At 42.3% G+C, this 21,184-nt stretch carries 18 protein-coding genes and 1 other annotated feature; of the genes, 3 read left to right on the top strand and 15 right to left on the bottom strand.

Going from position 1 to position 21,184, the window contains the following annotated elements:
• Positions 1-60: 60 nt before the first annotated feature.
• Positions 61-1,986, bottom strand: coding sequence for an acetoacetate--CoA ligase (locus PU629_RS11650; protein WP_275284408.1), 1,926 nt, complete (start codon positions 1,984-1,986; stop codon positions 61-63).
• A gap of 258 nt (positions 1,987-2,244) precedes the next feature.
• Here PU629_RS11650 and PU629_RS11655 point away from each other — a divergent pair, with 258 nt between their 5' ends.
• Positions 2,245-2,667: a pepsin/retropepsin-like aspartic protease family protein gene (locus PU629_RS11655; RefSeq protein ID WP_275280240.1), complete on the top strand. Its 423-nt coding sequence runs from the start codon at positions 2,245-2,247 to the stop codon at positions 2,665-2,667.
• A gap of 192 nt (positions 2,668-2,859) precedes the next feature.
• Here the strand turns inward: PU629_RS11655 and PU629_RS11660 are convergent, their stop codons facing one another.
• From PU629_RS11660 to PU629_RS11685, 6 genes are all read right to left on the bottom strand, one after another.
• The gene (locus PU629_RS11660) at positions 2,860-3,651 is read right to left on the bottom strand and encodes an SDR family oxidoreductase (protein ID WP_275280241.1); all 792 of its coding nucleotides are present in this window, start codon (positions 3,649-3,651) and stop codon (positions 2,860-2,862) included.
• A 128-nt stretch (positions 3,652-3,779) separates the two neighbouring features.
• Positions 3,780-5,477, bottom strand: a complete 1,698-nt coding sequence (locus PU629_RS11665; RefSeq protein WP_275280242.1) for a M3 family oligoendopeptidase — start codon at positions 5,475-5,477, stop codon at positions 3,780-3,782.
• 108 nt (positions 5,478-5,585) lie between these two features.
• Entirely contained in the window at positions 5,586-6,413 is an 828-nt protein-coding gene (locus PU629_RS11670) for a deoxyribonuclease IV (RefSeq protein ID WP_275280243.1), read from the bottom strand.
• A 251-nt stretch (positions 6,414-6,664) separates the two neighbouring features.
• Complete coding sequence (bshB2, locus tag PU629_RS11675; RefSeq protein ID WP_275280244.1) at positions 6,665-7,336, bottom strand: bacillithiol biosynthesis deacetylase BshB2; 672 nt, start codon at positions 7,334-7,336, stop codon at positions 6,665-6,667.
• Positions 7,337-7,401: 65 nt separating this feature from the next.
• Complete coding sequence (locus PU629_RS11680; protein WP_275280245.1) at positions 7,402-7,743, bottom strand: YojF family protein; 342 nt, start codon at positions 7,741-7,743, stop codon at positions 7,402-7,404.
• On the bottom strand, positions 7,740-8,960 hold the full coding sequence (locus PU629_RS11685) for an alanyl-tRNA editing protein (RefSeq protein WP_275280246.1): 1,221 nt from the start codon (positions 8,958-8,960) through the stop codon (positions 7,740-7,742). Before PU629_RS11685 ends, PU629_RS11680 begins: the two co-directional genes overlap by 4 nt.
• A 222-nt stretch (positions 8,961-9,182) precedes the next feature.
• Between PU629_RS11685 and PU629_RS11690 the strand changes: the two genes are divergently transcribed.
• Positions 9,183-10,544, top strand: coding sequence for an MATE family efflux transporter (locus PU629_RS11690; RefSeq protein WP_275280247.1), 1,362 nt, complete (start codon positions 9,183-9,185; stop codon positions 10,542-10,544).
• A 595-nt stretch (positions 10,545-11,139) separates the two neighbouring features.
• Here PU629_RS11690 and tyrS read toward each other — a convergent pair.
• From tyrS to PU629_RS11730, 8 genes are all read right to left on the bottom strand, one after another.
• Entirely contained in the window at positions 11,140-12,396 is a 1,257-nt protein-coding gene (gene tyrS / locus PU629_RS11695) for a tyrosine--tRNA ligase (protein WP_275280248.1), read from the bottom strand.
• Between the two features lie 67 nt (positions 12,397-12,463).
• Positions 12,464-12,692: a binding site (T-box leader), on the bottom strand.
• A 67-nt stretch (positions 12,693-12,759) separates the two neighbouring features.
• Entirely contained in the window at positions 12,760-13,272 is a 513-nt protein-coding gene (locus PU629_RS11700; protein ID WP_275280249.1) for a mismatch-specific DNA-glycosylase, read from the bottom strand.
• A 265-nt stretch (positions 13,273-13,537) separates the two neighbouring features.
• The gene (locus PU629_RS11705; RefSeq protein ID WP_275280250.1) at positions 13,538-13,801 is read right to left on the bottom strand and encodes a hypothetical protein; all 264 of its coding nucleotides are present in this window, start codon (positions 13,799-13,801) and stop codon (positions 13,538-13,540) included.
• 131 nt (positions 13,802-13,932) lie between these two features.
• Positions 13,933-15,087, bottom strand: a complete 1,155-nt coding sequence (gene spoIIP / locus PU629_RS11710; protein ID WP_275280251.1) for a stage II sporulation protein P — start codon at positions 15,085-15,087, stop codon at positions 13,933-13,935.
• A gap of 136 nt (positions 15,088-15,223) precedes the next feature.
• Entirely contained in the window at positions 15,224-15,820 is a 597-nt protein-coding gene (locus PU629_RS11715; protein ID WP_275280252.1) for a YitT family protein, read from the bottom strand.
• Positions 15,821-16,114: 294 nt separating this feature from the next.
• Positions 16,115-16,984 carry a cytochrome c oxidase assembly protein gene (locus PU629_RS11720; RefSeq protein WP_275280253.1) on the bottom strand — a complete coding sequence of 290 codons (870 nt, stop codon included), beginning with the start codon at positions 16,982-16,984 and terminating at the stop codon, positions 16,115-16,117.
• A gap of 322 nt (positions 16,985-17,306) precedes the next feature.
• A complete protein-coding gene (locus PU629_RS11725; protein ID WP_275280254.1) occupies positions 17,307-18,329 on the bottom strand; it encodes a ThiF family adenylyltransferase in 1,023 nt (340 codons plus the stop codon).
• Between the two features lie 93 nt (positions 18,330-18,422).
• Positions 18,423-19,874, bottom strand: a complete 1,452-nt coding sequence (locus PU629_RS11730) for a PAS domain-containing sensor histidine kinase (protein WP_275280255.1) — start codon at positions 19,872-19,874, stop codon at positions 18,423-18,425.
• Between the two features lie 201 nt (positions 19,875-20,075).
• On the opposite strand from PU629_RS11730, the gene PU629_RS11735 reads away from it, so the two are divergent.
• Positions 20,076-21,122 carry a M20/M25/M40 family metallo-hydrolase gene (locus PU629_RS11735; protein ID WP_275280256.1) on the top strand — a complete coding sequence of 349 codons (1,047 nt, stop codon included), beginning with the start codon at positions 20,076-20,078 and terminating at the stop codon, positions 21,120-21,122.
• The last annotated feature ends 62 nt before the right edge of the window (positions 21,123-21,184 follow it).

The raw sequence follows: 21,184 nt of genomic DNA on the forward strand, positions 1-21,184 counted from the left end.
TCAAACACCAGGGAACGCAATAATGCAGAGTTTTGCTCGAATCCCTGTTTTCTAGTTCAATTATTTAATTGTCCCAAGCTCTAATCCGAGTTCCACAAACAAATTAAGGGTTTCGGGATTGCTTAAGGAGCCTGGATTAGCCGCTTTATCAATAGGAACTCCCGTTAAGATTTTTTTAACCGGCACTTCTAGTTTTTTACCATTAATAGTACGTGGGATATCCGAGACTTCTATGATATCAGTTGGGACATGTCTTGGAGAACAGTTTTCACGAATGACCTGTCTAATTCGTCTCATCAAGTCCTCCTCCAGTCCCTCTCCCTCCTCAAGAACGACGAAGAGAGGCATGACTGAACGATCATCCTCAAGATGAATGTCCACGATCAAACTATCACGCACTTCTGGGAGTTTTTCAACCGCACTGTAGATTTCACTCGTCCCCATTCGCACGCCGCCGCGATTAATCGTCGCATCAGACCGCCCGTATATGATACAGCCGCCTCGCTCGGTCACTTGTAAATAATCACCATGCCGCCAAATACCCGGATACTTATCAAAATAACTGTCTTTATAGCGTTCACCATCCGGATCATTCCAAAAATAAATAGGCATTGAGGGAATCGGTTTAGTTAAAACGAGTTCACCAATTTCAGAGGTTTTCTCACCCTTTTCATCAAATGCTTCAATGGAACAGCCGAGTCCTCTGCATTGAAGTTCACCCGAATAAACAGGCAAGATCGGACAGCCTAATATAAAAGCGGAACAAACATCGGTCCCGCCGCTTGCAGAAGCAAGCAGTAGATCCTCTTTCACTTCTTGGTACACCCATTCAAACCCACTTGGAGGTAAGGGAGATCCTGTCGATCCAATCGCTTTTAATTGACTCAGATCAAAGGATTGACCAGGTGTGATGCCTGATTTCATACATTGTGTTAAAAAGCCTGCGCTTGTTCCAAAGACAGTCATCTCCGTTTCCTCCGCAAGCCTCCATAAACGATTGGGATCCGGATAGACAGGATTGCCATCATATAAAATAATGGAAGAGCCCGTTAACAGACCGCCAACAAGAAAATTCCACATCATCCAACCCGTTGTTGTATACCAGAAAAAACGGTCCTTTTTATCTAAATTAGTGTGTAAGGAAAGGGCCTTTAAATGCTCGAGAAGGATGCCACCATGACCTTGTACAATCGCCTTTGGAATTCCTGTCGTTCCAGATGAAAAGAGAATCCATAACGGGTGATCAAATGGAACGCGCTCATAGTTTAGCGGTTTTCCAAGGTGCGGGGACAGAAAGGCATCCCAATCGGTTTCGGTCTTATTGATAACCAATTCTTCCCCTTGGACTAAATAAGGAATCAAAACGGTTTTCTTAATAGAGGGAATGGCCGCTTGAATCGCATGAACGGTATCCATACGATTAAAATCTTTGCCACCATACCGATAGCCGTCGACTGCGATCAAAAGTTTGGGCTCAATTTGTTTAAAGCGGTCAATCACACTTTGACTGCCGAATTCTGGAGAACAACTCGACCAAATGACGCCAAGGCTTGCACAAGCTAAAAACGCAATGACCGCTTCATGAATATTCGAGATATAGGCTGCCACCCGGTCGCCTTTATGAATCCCATTTTCTTTTAAAGCAGCCGCAAATGCCGCTACTTGTTTCTCAAGCTCATCCCAAGTAATGGTTTCTTGACGTCGAAGCTCTGAAGCATAAATAATCGCATCGCGTGGCCCACTGTTCCGAAAAACATGTTCTGTATAGTTCAGTTCCGTATTTGGAAACCAAACCGCACCAGGCATCTCTTCTTTTGCTAACACCTCCTGGTAAGGCTTAGTTGATTGGATATTAAAATAATCCCACATCGTTCCCCAAAAAGTCGCAAGCTCTGTAACCGACCACTGATATAAATCATGGTAAGAAGTGAAGGCTAAACCCTTTTGTTCATTTAACCAATTCATGTATTGAGTCAACGCTGCCATCTTTAATTGCTCCTCTGATGGCTCCCATAGCTTTTTCGCACTTGTTTGAGTCAACTTACCCACCCCTTCCAGAAGCTTCTATAATTAAAATTATAAAAGAGTACGCATATAGTGTAAAGCGCTTTCAATTTATGAACTTGTTAATACAGTCATCCAAAAGTCCTCTCTTGCAACCAATCACCGTAAAACCTAATCATAGTCATAGAAAAGAAAGGAGATTAATAGACTAAAGAAACAAGTAATAGAAGAGGAAGATGGATGATGCATATCTCAACTGAATCAGGTCTTGCTATTGCGCGTTTGACGCTTACCTATCAGAATAAGAGCCTCTTATTAAAAAACGTTCTATTGGATACAGGTTGCGTCATGACCATTTTTGATACAGATGTTGTCGAGAAGATAGGGCTAGTTCCTGATCGAAAAAAAGGCCGCCTTGTTTTCATGATAGGAATTGGTGGAAGAAGCGATTGTTGTGTCGAACAAGTGACACCTTCTTTGACTTTTGATGAGGTTACGCTGTATGGGTTTCGTCACCAGATTGGCTCGATCTATCATCGCTACGGCTTTGAGGCCATTTTAGGAAATGACTTCTTAACAGCTAGCGGTCTCGTCAATTGGGACACGCATTCCCTAACCGATTCAGAGACTTCGATTGCTCAGTACTCGTCTCTTATTCATTAATTTCATTCGATTAAGCCGTGTGATAGACACGCCAACTTAAATGTAAAAGCGATTGAGGACTGAATTGCCCTCTCCTCTAATACTTTAGGTCCACGGTTCACAATAACAGCATTGTATGGATGCGATTCGCCATGCCAAAATAAAAATGGGTGAGTTGTTAATCGTGACTCACCCATCGCTTTTTAAAGTAGTTTATAGAGCTTTAACCATTCCACCATCCACCAATAAAGCTTGCCCTGTCATGTAAGTATTCGCCTCTGAACAGAGAAAAACAGCAATTCGGGCCAATTCATCCGGTTGTCCATACCGACCAATTGGAATGCGGGCTTCTTGTTCCTTTTGAATAAATCCAAGATCAAGTTGTCTTTCCTTTGCGATCACTTCGTCGAGATGACGTACACGATCGGTCGCAATTCGTCCTGGACCAATTGTATTGATTAAAATATTAGATGGAGCGAACTCCTGTGATAATGTTTTCGAAAGCCCTACTAAGCCTGTTCGAAACGTGTTCGATAAAAGTAATGAAGCGATAGGTTCTTTAATGGAGGAGGACGCAATGTTGAGAATATGGCCAGAACGTTGTTGTTTCATGTAAGGCAACACAGCTCGAATGGTACGAACAAAGCTTAAAAGGTTCAGTTCAAATGCCGTTTGAAAATCTTCATCCGTTAAATCCTCAAATCGTCCTGCTTTCGGCCCGCCTGAATTATTCACTAGAACATCGACTGTGCCATGCCGTTTAACGACACCCTCTACCAAATCTAAGATAGCCTGATGATCCGTCATATCGCAGACAACCGCTTCGATTTGTTTGTTTCCTGTTTCTTTTTCAATCGCGGCTTTGGCCGATTGAATGCGCTCCGCGTCCCGGCTCGCAATCGTAACGTGGGCCCCTTCTTTTGCAAACTCCAAGGCTGTCGCATACCCAAGCCCTTTACTCCCGGCAGTTACTATAACACTCTTATTTGATAATCCCAAATCCATAAAATCACTCCTTCAAATCACCTTATTTTACCATAAATAATTTCTTATTGAGGGGCTAATGATTCGTGGTTTTAAAACGACTGACCTGCGTCTTAGATTCACACAGGTCAGTCGGGGAAAACTCGGAGCTATTTTAGTTCTTTAATAACCTCTTCTAGAAATTCACCCATCTGTTTGACTATCGGTTCTGAGAAATCAAAAGCGACACCGGTTTCAGCATAGATCGCTGCAATAGATTGGTTATAATCTGCGCTTGCTCCTTGTTTAAACGAATTAATAGCTGCTTCAGGATTCGAGCGGTACTGTTCAAGGAGTTGTAAAGCACCAAGCATGGAAATAGAGTATTCAATCACATAAAACGGGTATTGGAAAAAATGAATCGTATCCAGCCAACTCCCTGCCTCATACTCTTCAAAACCAGAAATATCAACAGGACTTAGACCATACCGTTTTAGTAGTTCTAAGTACTTCGCATCACGCTCTTTCGCAGTATGATTCGGATGCGTATACATCCAATGTTGAAAAAGATCACCCGACAGCGGACCGAACAACATGGTAAACGCCCGGCGGAGCTCCTCCCGCTGTGCCCTTTTGAATTCATCGGGGTCTGGGTAAAACGTATCCAGTTTGTCAAGCAATAGCAGTTCCATCCCGTGAGAGTATAGCTCTGCCACTTCAGCACGCCATTTATATTCAGCAAGCGTTTCCCCTTTTTCGTACTGTAAATAACTATTAACAGCATGACCCATCTCATGGATCAGCGCAATTAACGCAAAAAAGGATGGACTAAAATTGGCGAAGACAAACGAATTTTTTGAAACAGGTAGACCCGTGCAAAAACCTCCAGGGCTTTTCCCTTTTCGACCACCTAGATCGAGCAGGTCATTGTCTCTCATAAACTGAAAACGTTCAGCAAAATAAGGATCCGTCTTCTCAAGCATTCCCGCCACTCCGTCCATTAAATCCTCAATGTCTGTATACGGAGGGTTCTTTAGCAGCTTTGCGGTCGCATCCCACGGTCTATATGTATCAACACCCAGTTCCTTTTTAAATACTTCTGCTAAGCGATTCCACGCAGGGATGATATGCGATTCAACATTCTCATGGAACCGATAGCATTCTTCAACAGTGAATTCTCTATTTTTATAAGTAAACATATAATCTCGATAATTATCAAATCCAGCATTAAGTGCTATTTCGTGTCGAAGTTTGATCAGTTCATCCATGAGGACATCCATTTCAGGCTTGATCTCGCGATGAGCCGATGCTATGGCACGAAATGCTTTTTCTCTAATTGAACGATCAGAACTGTCTAACAGAGATTGAACGAATGGATAAGGCTTTTCTTCACCGTCCCATTCAATGGTTAAGCCTCCCATGATTTCACTATACTTTGCTCCTAATTCCTGCTCGCGAACTTGTAACGGGATATTTTCTTCTCTAAATAATTCCACCTTTGTCTGACGAACCTGGCGCATTAAACCATAACGCGCCTCATCTAGTTCATTAATATAAGGGGACTCACAAATTTTCCGATCGAGCTTAGCCTGAAAGTTCAATAATAAAGGTTGTACCGTCTGTTGATCATGCCGGTATTTAGCTTGTTTTTCCTCGTTCTCCGTATCACGGTAAAAGTCTACTTCATGACCAGTCATGATCTCTTGTATCTGATCGATAAGCCGCTGTTCATCTTCTAACCAGTTTTCTAAATCAGACGAGGATCTTAAAGGAGTATCTAATAATGCGATAAACCTGGATTCCAATCCAGCAATATTTTGTAAATCAATCGTTTCCTTATAATAATTAGACCCCAAATTCTGTGGCATTTCGCTTCCCCCTTTTCCTATTTTTATAATCTAACTATAACGAACCCACCTCTATTCAGCTAGTATTTTCAAAAAATATCGAATAAAAAAAGATTCCAGGATCACTCATTAGTTTCCTGCAACTTGCTTCATCCACTCAATTTCTTGTTGATGCGAGTCTTTTTCAGTATTCGGTGTTTCCAAAATAAATGGGACGTCAGCAAATTCTGCATGAAGAAGGATTTCTTTCATCGCCTCTGCATGGATTTCACCTTTTACAATGGGTGAATGGCGATCCTTCCTTGAGCCGTTTGGATAAAACGAATTATTAAAATGGATGGCTTTAACCTGTTCGATAAATCCCAATTCACGCCCCTTATCGACAAACGCGTTCCAATTCCTTCCATTCCACAGATCACTTGCAAAAGCATGACAGGTATCCAAGCAAAACCCAATTTTCTCTGGATAATTAGTAAGCTCACGAATTTTAATCAATTCTTCCATGGTCATTCCAAGCTGGTCCCCTTTACCTGCCATATTCTCAATTAAAATTAATGAACGCCCCTCCCACTGTGCCTGCACCTGATTTAAAACGTTTAGCATTTGTTGATAGCCCTGTAAGAGATCGCCTTTGGCTGAGCCGAAATGCACCACGATCCCAAAAGATCCGCAAGCGTCGGCAATATCCAGGTCATTCAATAAAGACTCAACGACCGCTGTTTCCTTCTCTCCTGTTGCGGCTATATTGGTCGGGTACGGTGTATGAGCGATTGAGACCATTTGTTCAGCTGCACAAAATTCAGCACATTGCTTGGCATCATGCCGATCAAAAGATTTTACGCCAAGACTGCGCGGATTCTTTGGAAAATATTGAAAAGCGTTTGCTCCTAAGCTATAGGCTCTCTTCGCCGCACCGAGATAACCGTCCTTAATACTGACATGGCATCCTAGCTTCATCCAATGACCCCGCTTCTATACTTTTACTAATAGGGTGAGTTGACATGTGTCCGCGTATACAACGAAAAAAAGAATCGCACAAACTGCCACCACGGTCGCCGCCATCGCCATTGTCACGTGGGCCGCCTCACAAGGAACTTAGAGGTGACTGATTTAAGCCTCACCCATCATCTCCTTGGACACAATAAATACTTATCAATTTTTAGTACACTAAACAAAGAAAAAACAAGCGGAGCTCAGAGCTCTGCCTGTTAATCAATCAATTTTCCTTTATAGGTCCAAAATGTTTCATTGCATAGCCATTGTAAAAGCTCGGGATCTTCTTCAGCGAGCTTCGGCGTCCATTGCTTAATTGACGCTTCGGTTTGCGATCGATGAGCCGCGATCGTTTTTACTTTCTGATCCAGTACCTCAGTTACATCATGAAGAATATCAGGTTTTCCTAAAATTTCAACACAATCCTTTGAAAAAGCCTTGCAATAGACCTTAGGACGAGTTTCCTCTGGCATACTCATAACCGCGCGGATAACGGCTGACCCGAACGCATCATGGTCAGGGTGCACAGCAAACCCAGGGTAAAACGTGATCACAAGTGATGGATTAATTTCATCAATGATGGCGCGAATGCGTTCAGCAATTTCTTCTTCATCCTCAAACTCCACCGTTTTATCACGAAGTCCCATCATGCGCAAATCTTGAATCCCCATGACCTTGCAAGCGTCCTGAAGCTCTTTTTTTCTAATTTCAGGAAGCGATTCTCTTGTGGCAAAAAAAGGCTGACCCATATTACGACCCATTTCACCTAGCGTCCCACATGCATAGGTGACGGGTATTCCAGCTTGTGTATACTGTATAATCGTGCCCGCTACCCCAAACGCTTCATCATCGGGATGCGGAAAAGCGATTAAGACTGACTTCTCCATTCAACTACCCCCTAGCTCAAATACTGTCAAAACATTCACGATCCACTCTAATGATTGATCATTTGTTAAAAAGGTTCTTTGCTAAGCTCAAGAGCAGCGGCAAGCTTTCCATCATCATGATGCCCCGCAAGCAAAAGGCGCCCTTTATCATCGATTTCCCAATCGGTTAGACCTTCTCCATATACCCAGCCTAAATCAATCTTAAGACCCACTCGGTAGGGGCCATTCCCTGTGATTTTCCCACGTGAATAATTGATTTTCCCATTCCGGATATAAGCACCTACTGATAACCGATTTTCATTAAATCCAGTATAAGCACCATTGGTTGTTTCAAGATGTAAATATAACGGCTCTCCTACCCATTTATCTAATGCTGCCTGAACAGCTTCTTTATCAATGGCCTTCATAAGACAGCCTCCTTTCCTATAATGGCACGTTTTAAATGCTCCAATAGAGCGGAAGCAGTCATGACCGCTTCCCCGCCGCCTTGGGCATGGTCGGCTTTTCCTCCGCCTCTTCCGTTAATAAGAGGAAGAACACTCTTAACCATTTTATTCATGTCCTGAGAAACGTCTTTGCCTCTTGAGGCGATCAATTGGAGCTTATTCTCATTTAATACTGTCAGTAAAATAATCGTATTAGGATCATGATCTTTTATTGAATGAGATAATTGTTGGAGCTCTTGTAAAGGACGGTCGATATAAAAGCGAGCAATCAATTTACATCCGTTTTCTAATCCCTCTGCTGACTCAATGAGTGAAATGGCCTCTTGATCAAGGAGTGTCGCCATTACGTTAGCCAATTCTGCCTTTAATCTGTTTTGTTCATGAAAAGCCTGTTCAATAGTAGAATAGAGTTCTTCTTCCGGTCGATTGAAGGAATGCGTTAATCGGCGAAGAATGTCATGCTTTGACTGAAACGCTTTAATCGCGCGCCAACCACAAAGAAAGGAAATACGAACGTTATCTTTCATCCGTTCGGTCCCCAACAATTGAATTGGACCAACTTCGCCTGTACGCCTTGGATGAGTTCCGCCGCAGGCATTGTAGTCCACCCCTTCAATGATCACTAATCGAATATCTTCCGTCACTTTAGGCGGCTTTCTTAACGGATAATGACTGAGCTCATCCGGTTCTACCCACTTTGTCAAAATAGGTTCATTATGGAAGACAATCTCATTCGCCTTCTGAAAAGCCACTTCAAGCTCCTTTTTTGAAACATTAGGAGTTTGGAGATCGATTGTCACACTCTCTTTACCTAAATGAAAACTGACGGTCTTATAACCAAATAAGTCTTGAAAAGCTGCTGATAAGATATGTTGACCCGCATGCTGCTGCATATGGTCAAAGCGTCTGTCCCAATCAATAACGCCAAAAACATGCTGCTCTTCGTCAGGGAGCGGTTTCTCTAGATAGTGATAAATCTCCCCTTCAACCACTTCAACTCCAACGACCTTAACATCATTAAGAGTCCCGAGATCACACGGTTGGCCGCCTCCCGTTGGATAAAAAGCAGTGTTAGATAAGATGACATAATGATTACTGTTCTCATCAAGTCCTCGGTGAACCACTTCTGCTTCGAACGTATGTATGTAGGCGTCTTGATAATAGAGACGATTTTTCATGCCTCGCCACTCCTGTTTCATCTATATTTTCTACCGCTGCTATAAACCAAGTTTTATTAATTGAAATGCCTTTCCACACTGAATTATATCATTAACCAAACTAAAACCGAAATAAATAGACCTGACGGATGGTCGGTTGATTAAGTGAATGCAAACAAATTCTAAGCACTTATGGTATACTAAACAATTGCCTTAAGTTCACTTCACGACAGGATGGTTCACATGTATAAAACAAAAACAACCTTTCAAAAAATCCGCTTGTTAATACGTCTTCTTATTCCCATCCTCATTACCCAATGCGGGATGTATGCCATGACGTTCTTCGATACTGTCATGTCCGGCCATGCTAGTGCCGCTGATCTAGCAGGTGTCGCGATTGGGTCAAATATTTGGATGCCAGTCTATACAGGATTAAGCGGAATTCTTCTTGGCCTTACCCCGATTCTTTCCCAGCTTATAGGAGCTAAAGAAACCAACCCCATTCCTGGGAAACTGCACCAAGCCCTTTATCTGTCGGTTACGATTGCGATCATTCTTTTCGGTATTGGAAGTCTCGTATTAGAACCCCTGCTCAATCAAATGGGGCTTAGCCGTCAAGTTCATGACATTGCCTGGCGCTATTTAGTCGCACTATCAGCCGGGATTATTCCATTGTTTGCCTATAATGTCCTTCGCGGTTTTATCGATGCGCATGGTCTCACTCGATTATCCATGCTGATCAGTCTATTGGGATTACCCATTAATGCGCTGTTCAACTACCTCTTCATCTTTGGGAAATGGGGAGCTCCAAAGCTTGGTGGTGTTGGGGCAGGTGTCGCTACGGCCATCACGTATTGGATGATCATGGCAATTGCTATTATATGTATTATTACTCTAAAGGATTTTCACCATTATCAAGTCTTTCGCAAGCTCCCCCGACCCTCTTTTTTAGCTTGGAAAGAACTATTAAAACTAGGTCTTCCAATTGGGTTCTCGGTATTTTTTGAAACGAGTATTTTTGCAGTCTTTACACTCTTAATGAGTGAATACAGCACGATAATTGTTGCTGCCCACCAGGCGGCTCTTAACTTCGCATCGTTCTTATATATGGTTCCGATGAGTGTCTCAATGGCCTTAACGATTGCGGTTGGGTTTGAAGCAGGAGGCAGACGCTACTCAGAGGCTAGAACATATAGTTTCATTGGTATTGGGATCGCCATTCTCTTTGCCTTATTCTTTGCCTTTATCTTATTGCGCTTTAATCAACCGATTTCAAGACTCTATTCAACGGACCCGCAAGTTTTACGGATGGCCTCTCATTTTCTTGTATTTGCGATTTTCTTTCAATTATCTGATGCCATTCAAGCGCCGATCCAAGGTTCATTAAGGGGTTATAAAGATGTTAACATCACCTTTGTCATGACCCTCATCTCCTTCTGGCTTATCGGCTTGCCTGTTGGAATTTTTTTAGCTCATAAAACCTCTCTGGGTCCATACGGTTATTGGATTGGGTTAATTACAGGTCTCGCTGTCGGAGCGGTCACCTTATTCATCCGACTAATTGCCGTTCAAAAGCGGTTCAGCCTGCTGCAAGAAAAAGGATAAACCTCCACTATGAACCATTCCAGTGGAAAAACATACCCAATATTAGACTAAATTAGAGCCCCAATCGCAGCACGATTGGGGCTCTAAAATTAGCCAGCCAGCAAAAGCGAGCGCAACTAAAAAAACCATCGCACCCTTTTTCCGGTTTCGGCAACACTTTTTGGTGCGTTGGAGCTTCGCATTTTGACCAATGCCATTGGTGTTGTCGACTTGCACATTATTTGGTTGATGTTTTACTAAAGCAGGCAATCGAGTAACCAGAAATAAGCGGAGGATTTCCGGTTATACAGTAGAATCATGCTCGAGTGCGGTTATATAAGCGGAGATTTTCCGCTTAAGCATGGCAAAAGGACTCCCAACCGCGCTTTCTGGAGTCAATAAGCGGAATTCCTCCGTCTATTTAGGCGGTTTTCAGCACGATTTCCTATTTAAGAGAAGTTTCTCCGCTTATTGATCAACACCGCATTAGCGTCTCCTATTAAAAACAAAAGCTTGGGAGGAACCCCAAGCTTTTAGTGGTCACCAATACGGCGAGTTTAGATCGTCTTCACGTTATCGAAACGATTTATTTAATAAAATGAAGGCTTTTTTCTGATTAGTATTTAATTAACGTGTATTTCTTCTTGCCTCGGCGGATGATCGTGAATTGATCCTCGATTCTGTCAGCGGCGGTAACGGTGTACTGAACATCGGTTATACGATGGCCGTTTACATAGACTGCTCCATTTTGGATATCTTCACGAGCTTGACGCTTGGAAGACACGACACCTGCTGAAACGAGTAAATCAATTAACCCGATTTCCTCTTTCGTTTCTGCTTGATAAGTTGGGAATTGTTTAAACCCTTGTTTAATATCCGAAGCGGTCAATTCGGACAATTCGCCGCTGAAGAGAGCCTCGGTAATTCGAACCGCCTGTTGCAAGGCTTCCTCACTATGAACAAAGATCGTCAATTCTTCTGCCAATCGTCGCTGGGCGACACGCTTCTCCGGTGCCGTTTCGACTTCTTTTTCAAGTGCCGCCACTTCTTCTTCTGAAATGAAGGTGAAGTATTTAATAAACCGAATCACATCGCGGTCTTCTGTATTGAGCCAGAACTGGTAAAACTCATAAGGGGTTGTTTTTTCTGGATCCAACCAAATCGCTTCACCTGCTGTCTTCCCGAATTTAGTACCGTCACTCTTTGTAATGAGCGGGAAGGTCACGCCAAACGCAGGTGCTTCATGACCATTTCGGCGAATGAGTTCAAGACCGGCTGTTATATTTCCCCATTGGTCACTGCCTCCAATTTGGAGACGGCAGCCTGCTTTCTCATAGAGGTTAAGGAAATCATAGGCTTGTAAAATCATGTAACTAAATTCGGTAAACGAGATCCCATTTTCCATTCGTGAGGTAACGGAATCCTTGTTAAGCATGTAATTGACAGGAAAATGCTTCCCAACATCTCTAAGAAATTCAATCATCGACAACTTGCCTAACCAGTCATAGTTATTCATCATCTTCGCTGGACTTTCCCCATCAAAATCAAGTGACTTCATTAATTGTCTCTTAATCTTTTCGCTCCACTCCTGTACAATCGACAACTCATTGAGATTCCGCTCGGTAGAACGGCCGCTCGGGTCACCGATCATGCCTGTACCTCCACCGACAAGTGCGATTGGCGTATGCCCAGCAAGCTGAAAACGCCTCATGGTGACAATGGTGACAAGGTGGCCGATATGAAGACTATCTCCAGTCGGATCAAACCCGCAATATAAGGCAATTTTCTCTTCCTCTAGAAGCTTCTCCAATGCTTCACGATCCGTAACCTGATAGAGAAGTCCTCTATTTTCTAAGTCCTGTAATAAATTCATCTCTCCACATCCTCTCTCAAATCCAGCGCATTCTAATTAATTGTAAACACAAAAAAACAACCCTCCATAAAGGAGCGCTGTGCACGCGGTACCATCCTTCTTGAGGCCACAAAATAAAATTTTAGCCTCCGCTCAAAATGGATAACGGCTTGATAAACCGACTGCCACTACTGACTTGTTTTCATGGCAGTGACTCCGGAAGGTAATTCATGGACCAATTATGCACCGACTTGCACCCCCGTCGGCTCTCTAAAGCAGGGAACTGGCTCACTACTAAATTCCATCAACGTCCTAATTTTAAATTGAATAAACAATATGTAACATGAAAAAAAGCTCAAGTCAAGAGAATCCATCAAAAAATGACTAGTTTAAGTGATCGGCCTCTTCTTTTAAGCTTGAATAAAATTCTACCATTTCTTCAAAAGGCATCCTGACTAGCCCGCTTGAAGAGGGCACGACAAAATCAATCGTATGGGGCACTAATGATGGGGTTTGCTTCCCCCAAGGAATGGGGCGTCTTGACGTCATCCGTTCGTAAACACCTTTGCCTACATAACAAGCTATTTTCGGTTTAAAGATGATAAGTTTCTTTAAAAGCACGTCTCGACCCGCTTCATAATCTGCTTTTGTGAGGTCGGACGCCGCGCGGGTTGGTTTTTCCACAATATTAGTAAGTCCATACCCATAATTTAGAAGTGTGCTGTCCTCTTCTGGACGAATTCGTTTAAGTAGAAGTCCGGATTGTTCAAGCAGTTTGTAAAAACGATTCGTCGGGTTGGCATAATGATGACCCGATTCCCCAGACTTAATACTAGGGTTAAAACCTATAAATAAAATGGTTAAATCATGTTTGAGATAGTCCGGTAAATAAGGCATAGGTGCCTCCTATACGTTCGCAAAATGATTAAAAGTGATTAAAAGCGATTCTACTTAAATATACAATGAACTAAATTCCTGAGCAATTATAGATGTTTTTCATAACAAAGAACTTGGCAATCCTGTTACCAAGTTCTTCGTTTTATTAGTCGAAAACAAGTCATGCAACCGGGAGAGCACCTTTTAATTTTTAATAGAATGATGAACGCCTTCTCTTTTTTCAACTACAATCAGATCTGAGCTTTTTAACGCGCAATGGAATGGGTTACCAGAATAAAAATGGTAAGGCAGCAATCCAAGCAATGGAGGCTAATGCGATTGGCCATCCAAATCCCCAGCCATACCAGTAAACGCCTGGTCCATCCATCATCGGGCCGCCATCCGCACCATCTAATGGTTCAAGATAAACATGTGTTCGATCTACTTGTCGTACAACCCCTCTGTGAACGGCTCCATCGTGAGTTCGGATTTGAACAGGTTTATTCATGTGTTCGTTTTGAATTAAGTTATAGTAATGATCGGGTCCCATGTACACACCTCCTTATTAAGATGTCAATCGTTCCATACATCTTACGCGGAGGTGTTTTAATATGCTTGGATATCTACCCTATATTCTGGGGTTCAGGCTTGACAATGTTTTGTCCAAGTCCGCCTGTTGCGTCAACTCCCAGATTTGACGTACTCGCTAATGATCTTCGCAAGAGCAGCGTCCGTATTCTTCAATTCGGTTTCGTTATTATCAACACCGCCAATTTCGAACAAAAGAGCGTGAGTAGAAAGATCCTGATTATAAACACCATTACCCTCAGATAGCCCTTTTGCAAATATCCCTCTTGAAAGACCTGGGTATTCTTTATTCATTGCATCATTTAATTTCTGTGCAATGGCCTCATTTTGTTGATAATGAGGGTCCGCCGTTCCAATAACCAAGTCCACACGCGCATAACGCTTATTATTAATTTGCGCGGTTGTCACATTTTCACGGGCAGAATCTCTATGAATATCAATGATAAGTTTATAAGGTTTTCCGCTCTTGACGGCGTCTTCAACAATTGAACGAGATGCCGTGTAGGCCTGGTTTGTATTCCAATTGTGCTCATGAAGGACGGTTGCGGCATCTTGATAATTAACATCTGTCCCGATTCCTTCTGACTCTAAATCATTTTTTAACCAAGTATCAACAAGATGGACACCCTGAAGCTTAGAACCTGATCCAACTGCGTCATCAGCAACCGGATCCCCTGTTTTACCAATTAAAGGCAAATAATTTTCCCAAGAATGTGTGGAATACAGCAAGATTTGAGCACCTTTTACATTGGTCGTGCTCGGTTTGTGAGATGACTGTCCATTTGAATCCGTATCCGATGAATTTTGATTAAAATCTTGTTGTTGCTGCTTAAGAATATAATCGAGCGAAGGTGGTGTATCGTTCGGAACATTGGTATAGTTCGTGCCCTCTCCTGCCACAACAATATGTGTATCGTATAAAGCGAAGCCTGGAAGTTCATTGCCCAACAGACTTCGCTCATCTTCCAGGTTAATATGAGTCACCGTTTGCAAAGCGAACTTAGAAAAATGAAAGGTTTCATAGTTTTTCGGTAAGGCATGATCAAAGACTGGATTTTCAGCCCCCATCAGTTCTACCAAAGGCTCCGCTTTAACCGAATGTAAGGCCTGATCCACAAAGTCCAAATAAAAAAAGCGTTGGAATAAAGGAGTCGTCATGACGCCAATGAGAATAAATAGACTTATAACGGTGACGGGGATTTGCCAGATTAACGAACGGGTCGACAGTTCTCTTTGTTTAATTGGCAAAGGTGTTAGCATCCTGCATCGTCCTCTTCTACTAATTTATCACGGTCAATGAATCTTGATGTTTTTATAGGCTTATCACATTCTATGAAGCGTATCATCGATTCATGCTCGTTTTAATAGAAAAGGTAAGAAATTACTAGGATTTCATTCGGAAGGAGAACCAGTGATCGGGATGAACCACCGTTACCCATGACGTCATACTGCCCACACAGGCAACGACAATGATTGAATAGGTCAGTGGAATCCCTATTAAAAAATGACCGGTTAACAGCACCAAACAATCAAATGAAAAGATGAGAATTCCCACATTAATCCCTGCTTTTTTTGATAGGAATAAAGCGAGTAAATCTAAACCACCTGTGCTCGTCTCGTATCGAAGCATTAGGCCGATCCCTGCGCCGACAAGCAAGCCTCCAAGAATGGCACTTAAAAGCGGCGGGACAAAGATTTCATCACTTAAAGGAGCGAAGGCGTCGATCAACAGAGAGGTTAAGAGTAACCCATGGACACTTTTAATAAATAATCCTCTCTCCTTGATCAGAGCATAAACATATATAGGTAAGCTTAAAAGCAGTATAGCTAAGCCCGCCTTTATCCCATAGGCATAATTCAAAATAAGACCGATCCCAATCATACCGCCGTCCAAAAATTCATAAGGGATCAGAAAACCATTAATGCCTACAGAGATCACAATAGAAGCACCAATCAACGCAAAAAACTTTCGGACGTCCACATGAATTCCCCCATAAAAGGTTGTCTCTTTTATAGGTATGAGACATTTGTCCACAGTTTGACACTTTTTCACAAATAAAGATATAGGCATATTTGGGTGAATTTCTAAAAGGGAAAAGAGAGATCCTCTGAAGCTCATGGGAAAAGCGTAACCCTCGCCCAAAAGGTCTCAAGAATCTTGGAGAAATCCAAGAAATGATGCTAAAAATTCTAAATAGCTCTGAACAATCCCGCGCGGATTCCCCTTTTAAATTAAAAAAAGCCAGCCTTTAGACCGGCTGACTTTTATAAGTCGTTATTTGGTTCGAAATGATGGAAGCTGTTGTTTGATACTCGTTAGCTTTGGATTTAAATCATTCTCAAGTTCAGGCTTTTCTCTTTTCGACCACTTAAAGAAAATATAGGCAAACGTACAAATAAAGACAAGCTCTTGCGTCACCTTCATCACGACCCCGCCCGTTGACTGGTCTTCCATCGGTGAAAAATTAGCAAAAAAAGTGGGTTCAGTTGCGGTCTTCAAATATAAGAAACTATTTGCAAATGTGATCATGGCACAGGCAGGTGTAAGAAGAATGCTTGCCACAAAAACATACCCCAGCTTTTGGAGCTCAGTTAGAGACCGAGTCTCAAGTGTCGGTTGAACAATAGGCCACCACATGACAAACGCGAAGAAAAGCAATAAAACTAAGGATAAATTCATATACGCCATTTTGGACATGATCAAATTAAAAATAACAGGGACATGGTAGAACGATAAAAGTAAATTGAAAAGACTCACGGCAAGGATGGGGTTTGTCATGAAATTTATAAATCTCTTGAATGCAGACCTCTTCACAAGTGGAACAATCATCCACTCATAAATGCCTCCTAAGAATAGTGGAGGTACGATAAAATACGTAACGGACATAGAAAGCATATGAGCACTGAATAAAAAGTGATGACCCAAAGCACTAAGAGGACTGCCTTCTGAAAAATAGAACATCAATAAACTTAAATTAAATGAGATCGTCTTAGTGATCACTGGCTTTTTCTCGTGACGCTGAACAGTTCTTATGTAGACAAACCCTATGGCTACTAAAATGACGAACAAAACCGGATGCCACAATTCAAAAAAACCAAGCTGCCAGAAGTGGCTTGGAGAAACAGACATCGACATGCCAGGCATAGAGATCGATCCTTTCTTAAATAAACTGTGAAAACGATAGCACTTTTTATATTAAGCGTAGCACCATCTTGTAAGATGTGTCAAACAATACTTTAACTATTTCGACTACTTTGTGTTGAATGAGCGAAAGGCAAAAAAGATTCCAGCACTAAGCTGAAATCTTGATGAATGGATAGGACTGCCACTTGCGCACGATTTTTCACGTGGCGGCGTCCAAATTGGTGGGCAACCCCTCATTGCTCACGATTCTTAACCTGGTTGGCGATAGATCCGTATGCACAGAGCCTTCCCTCAATAGACTACCAAAACTAATGGAGTGTTCTTAGCTGCCAACATAGCGTTGATAAAGATTTTTGGCGATTAAAGGATCAGATGTGCCATGAATTAAGGCTCTGCCGTCTTTAAACAACACGACGATATGTCCGTCGGCTTCAAATTGTGTGAGAAAATCATTTGTTCTCCGGATCATCTCAAGTTTTTCTAGCGATTGGACGACCGACGTATATTGCCTCTCATTAAAAGCAGTTGGGCGAACTTGAACCGTTTCCCTTCCGCAAAGAACAGCCGTCTTACTCTCATAGTCACCTTTAAGGAATGGATAGGAAGGATTCACCCCGCAAGTTGGGCAATGCGGAACTTTCAGCCCATCCAGCCGAATGGTGGTTTGTTCATTTTTCCAGATGTCATACGTTGTTAAACCGTGGCGGATCGCTTCAGAATGGCCGGTCAGAAGCTTCATCGCTTCTGACAGTTGAAGAGCGACGGTCATTTGCACGGCTGGTCCAATAATCCCAGCGGTTTCACAGGTTTCACCGGCAACCATCTGATGGGAGAATAAGCAATGAAAGCACGGCGTTTTACCCGGAATAATTGGCATCATAACGCCATAGCTTGCGGTAGCGGCACCGTATATCCAAGGAATTCCGTGCCGATGACTAAAATCATTAATGAGTTGGCGCGTTTCAAAATTGTCGGTTCCATCCAGCAAAAGATCCGCATTTGATAAGAGCCGATCTGCGTTACCGCTAAAAAGATCCTCAATGGCTACTTCAATTTCCACCTCTGAATTGATCGCCTCTAAATGGTTCTTTGCCGCATAGGCTTTCGGTAAGTGTCTTTTCACATCCTGCTCAGTATAGAGCTGCTGACGCTGTAGATTAGTCGTATCCACATAATCTCTGTCAATGATTGTAAGCTTGCCGATACCTGACCTCACAAGCATCTCTGCTTGAGAGGCTCCAAGTGCTCCCATCCCAATAATAACGACGTGAGCCTCTCGAAGCCTTTTCACGCCGTCCACTCCGATCGGACGAAAACGTTCTAAGCGTGTATATCTTTGTGTCATAATAGCCCTCATTCAATTTATAGATTAAGTAAGTCTTTCTATCATAAGGAATACCGGGGACAAATGTCTAACAGCGCGCCTCCAAAGGTCGGTTTATTTTGATAAATTAATAGGAAGCTTTAATTGAATAGTCGTTCCCTTATCGACTTCACTGCGAATCGTCATTGTCCCTTTATGATTTTTAATAATTCGTTGACAGATCATCATCCCTAATCCTGTCCCTTTTTCTTTGGTACTATAAAATGGCTGACCAATTTTGGCTAATCGGTCTTGTGGAATTCCCATCCCCTCGTCCACAAATTCAAGTTGTACCACATTGGCATACTTTTGAACATCGATCACAACTGTCCCGCCATCAGGCATCGCTTCAATCGAATTTTTAATAAAATTAATAAAGACTTGTTTTAACTGATCTGGTTCGCAATCGATAAACAACTCTTCATAATGACTATTAAGATGAATCATGACATTGTTCATAATCGCTTGTGAGTTTAATAAGATTAGCGTTCGATTAATTAGATCAATAAGGTCGCATGTCTCCATTTTCATCGCCTGAGGTTTAGCTAAAATAAGTAAATCACTGACAATACTCTCAATACGATCTAATTCTTGAAGGATCACCTCAGCGTAGTTCGGATTAATTTGATTGCGAAGAAGCTGTGTAAAGCCTTTGATGGCTGTCAAAGGATTACGAATTTCATGGGCAATCCCTGCAGCAAGCTGTCCAACAACGGTAAGCTTTTCAGCGTTTTGGAGCATCTCTTCGGTTTTTTTTCGATCGGTTATGTCATTAATCATAATTTGCAAGGTCTTACGTTTTTTGTATGTATTTGGAATCATTTTTATATCTGTATAACGAAGCATGTGATCTTGTCTAATAATTTTTACATCATTGAAGTCAATGGGACGATGCACTTCACCGCGCTGGTGCTTCACTATATAATTGATGAGGTCATCACGATCCCCCGGGGAAACAAAATCAGGGAAAAAGCGGCCAATAATCTCTTCCTGACGCGTCACACCGAATAGGCGTTTGCCTGTTTCGTTTATATAGATCCAATCCCCTCCAGGTGATAAAATACCTATTGTATCGCGGGAATACTCAACTAAAGCACGATATTTCTTTTCGCTTTCCTTGAGGTTCTCTTCAGCAAGTTTTATTTCAGTAATGTTACGTGTCACCATAAAACACTCTTCGCACTTTTCAAAAACACGTCTTTTAAAAGTGGATTCCACCCATAGATAATCGCCCTCAAAACGCCTTAATCGATAACATATTTTATCAAAATCTTTACGAGATTGTTTTAAAAAAGCGATCGTCATTTCTCGGTCTTCGGGATGAATAAGTTCATAAAACCGCCTGTTGTGCAATTGGGCTTGGTCGTAACCAAGCAGGCGTTCGGAAGATGGAGAGATATACACCCATTCACCCGTTTCAATAAAATGCCGTGAAATCATGTCATCAAAGTGATGGGTATAATAAATATAATTTTCAAGCTCCTCACTTATCAATAACATCTTCGTGTCCTTTTCTTCGTTCTTCATATCGATCTCACCACTCTCTTATATCAAGCAACCTATTTAATTATTTCACTTTTAGTTTAAAGATTCTTATTAAAAGATTCAACAAACATCTTAATGCCTCTCGTGACGCACGCTCGGGTCAATTCGATTAGAATATGTGCCGTCAGTCGTTATTTATGATAGAGTAAAGTGAAAGTAATATGAAAAGGAGTCGATTCATTAGTGAAGAAAGAATTTCTCGAACAGTTATTGTCTACTCCCTCCCCTTCTGGTAATGAAGTCACTATTCAAAAATTATGGCGAGATGAAGTCTCACAATTTGCCGACCAAGTAACCACAGACGGTGCGGGAAATGTCATAGCCTCTATTAATCCTGAAGCCGATTTCAAAGTCCTCTTAGCGGGACACTGTGATGAAATAGGTTTTATGGTCAAACGAATCGATGAGCAAGGTTTTATTTATGTTGAAAAACTTGGCGGGATTAGTCCAAAACCAGCCATTGGGATGAAGGTACAAATCCTCGGTGCAAGCGAAACGGTCGTCGGCGTGATTGGCGCAAACGCAGAGCATCATGGCGGCGTGAAGGATGATCTGGAAATTGAAGATATTTACATAGATTGCGGGGCACGCACTAAGGAAGAGCTTCAGGACCGAGTTCACATAGGTGACCCGATTGTTTATACAAGAACCTATGAATACTTAGAAAATAATCGTCTAAGTGCACGCGGCCTGGATAATCGCACAGGTGCTTTTATTGTCGCGGAAGTCTTGCGTCGACTGGCAGAGGATCGTCCGACCATCGGCGTTTATGCGGCGAGCACTGTCAATGAAGAAACCAACATGGGAGGCGCTTATTTTGCAGCAGCCGGCTTAGAGCCAACCTTCGCCATTGCCTGTGATGTGACCTTTGCAACGGATTATCCGAGTGTTGATACAAACAAGCACGGTGAGATTAATCTAGATGGCGGACCTGTTCTTGCCAAAGGTGCCCCTATTAATCATAAAATTAATGCCTTATTGGAAAGAGCCGCTAATCGTGAGGCCATTCCCGTTCAATATGAACTGACTCCTCGTATGACAGGGACGGATGCCGACCGGATGCGTTTAACCGGTAAAGGCGTCCCGATAGCGCTTGTATCGCTGCCGCTTCGTTATATGCATTCCCCTGTTGAAACGGTAAGCCTTCACGATATCGAGCAAGAAATCCAATTGATTGTTTCCATGCTAAAAGAATTGACGGGGAAAGAATCCGTTAACCCTTTAGATTGAGCCTGTGTTACCTGGTCATCGACTGTGATAAGACTTCGCGTCAGATAACTATTAACGATAGG

The sequence above is a fragment of the Pullulanibacillus sp. KACC 23026 genome, assembly GCF_029094525.1.
Classification (GTDB): Bacteria; Bacillota; Bacilli; order Bacillales; family Sporolactobacillaceae; genus KACC-23026.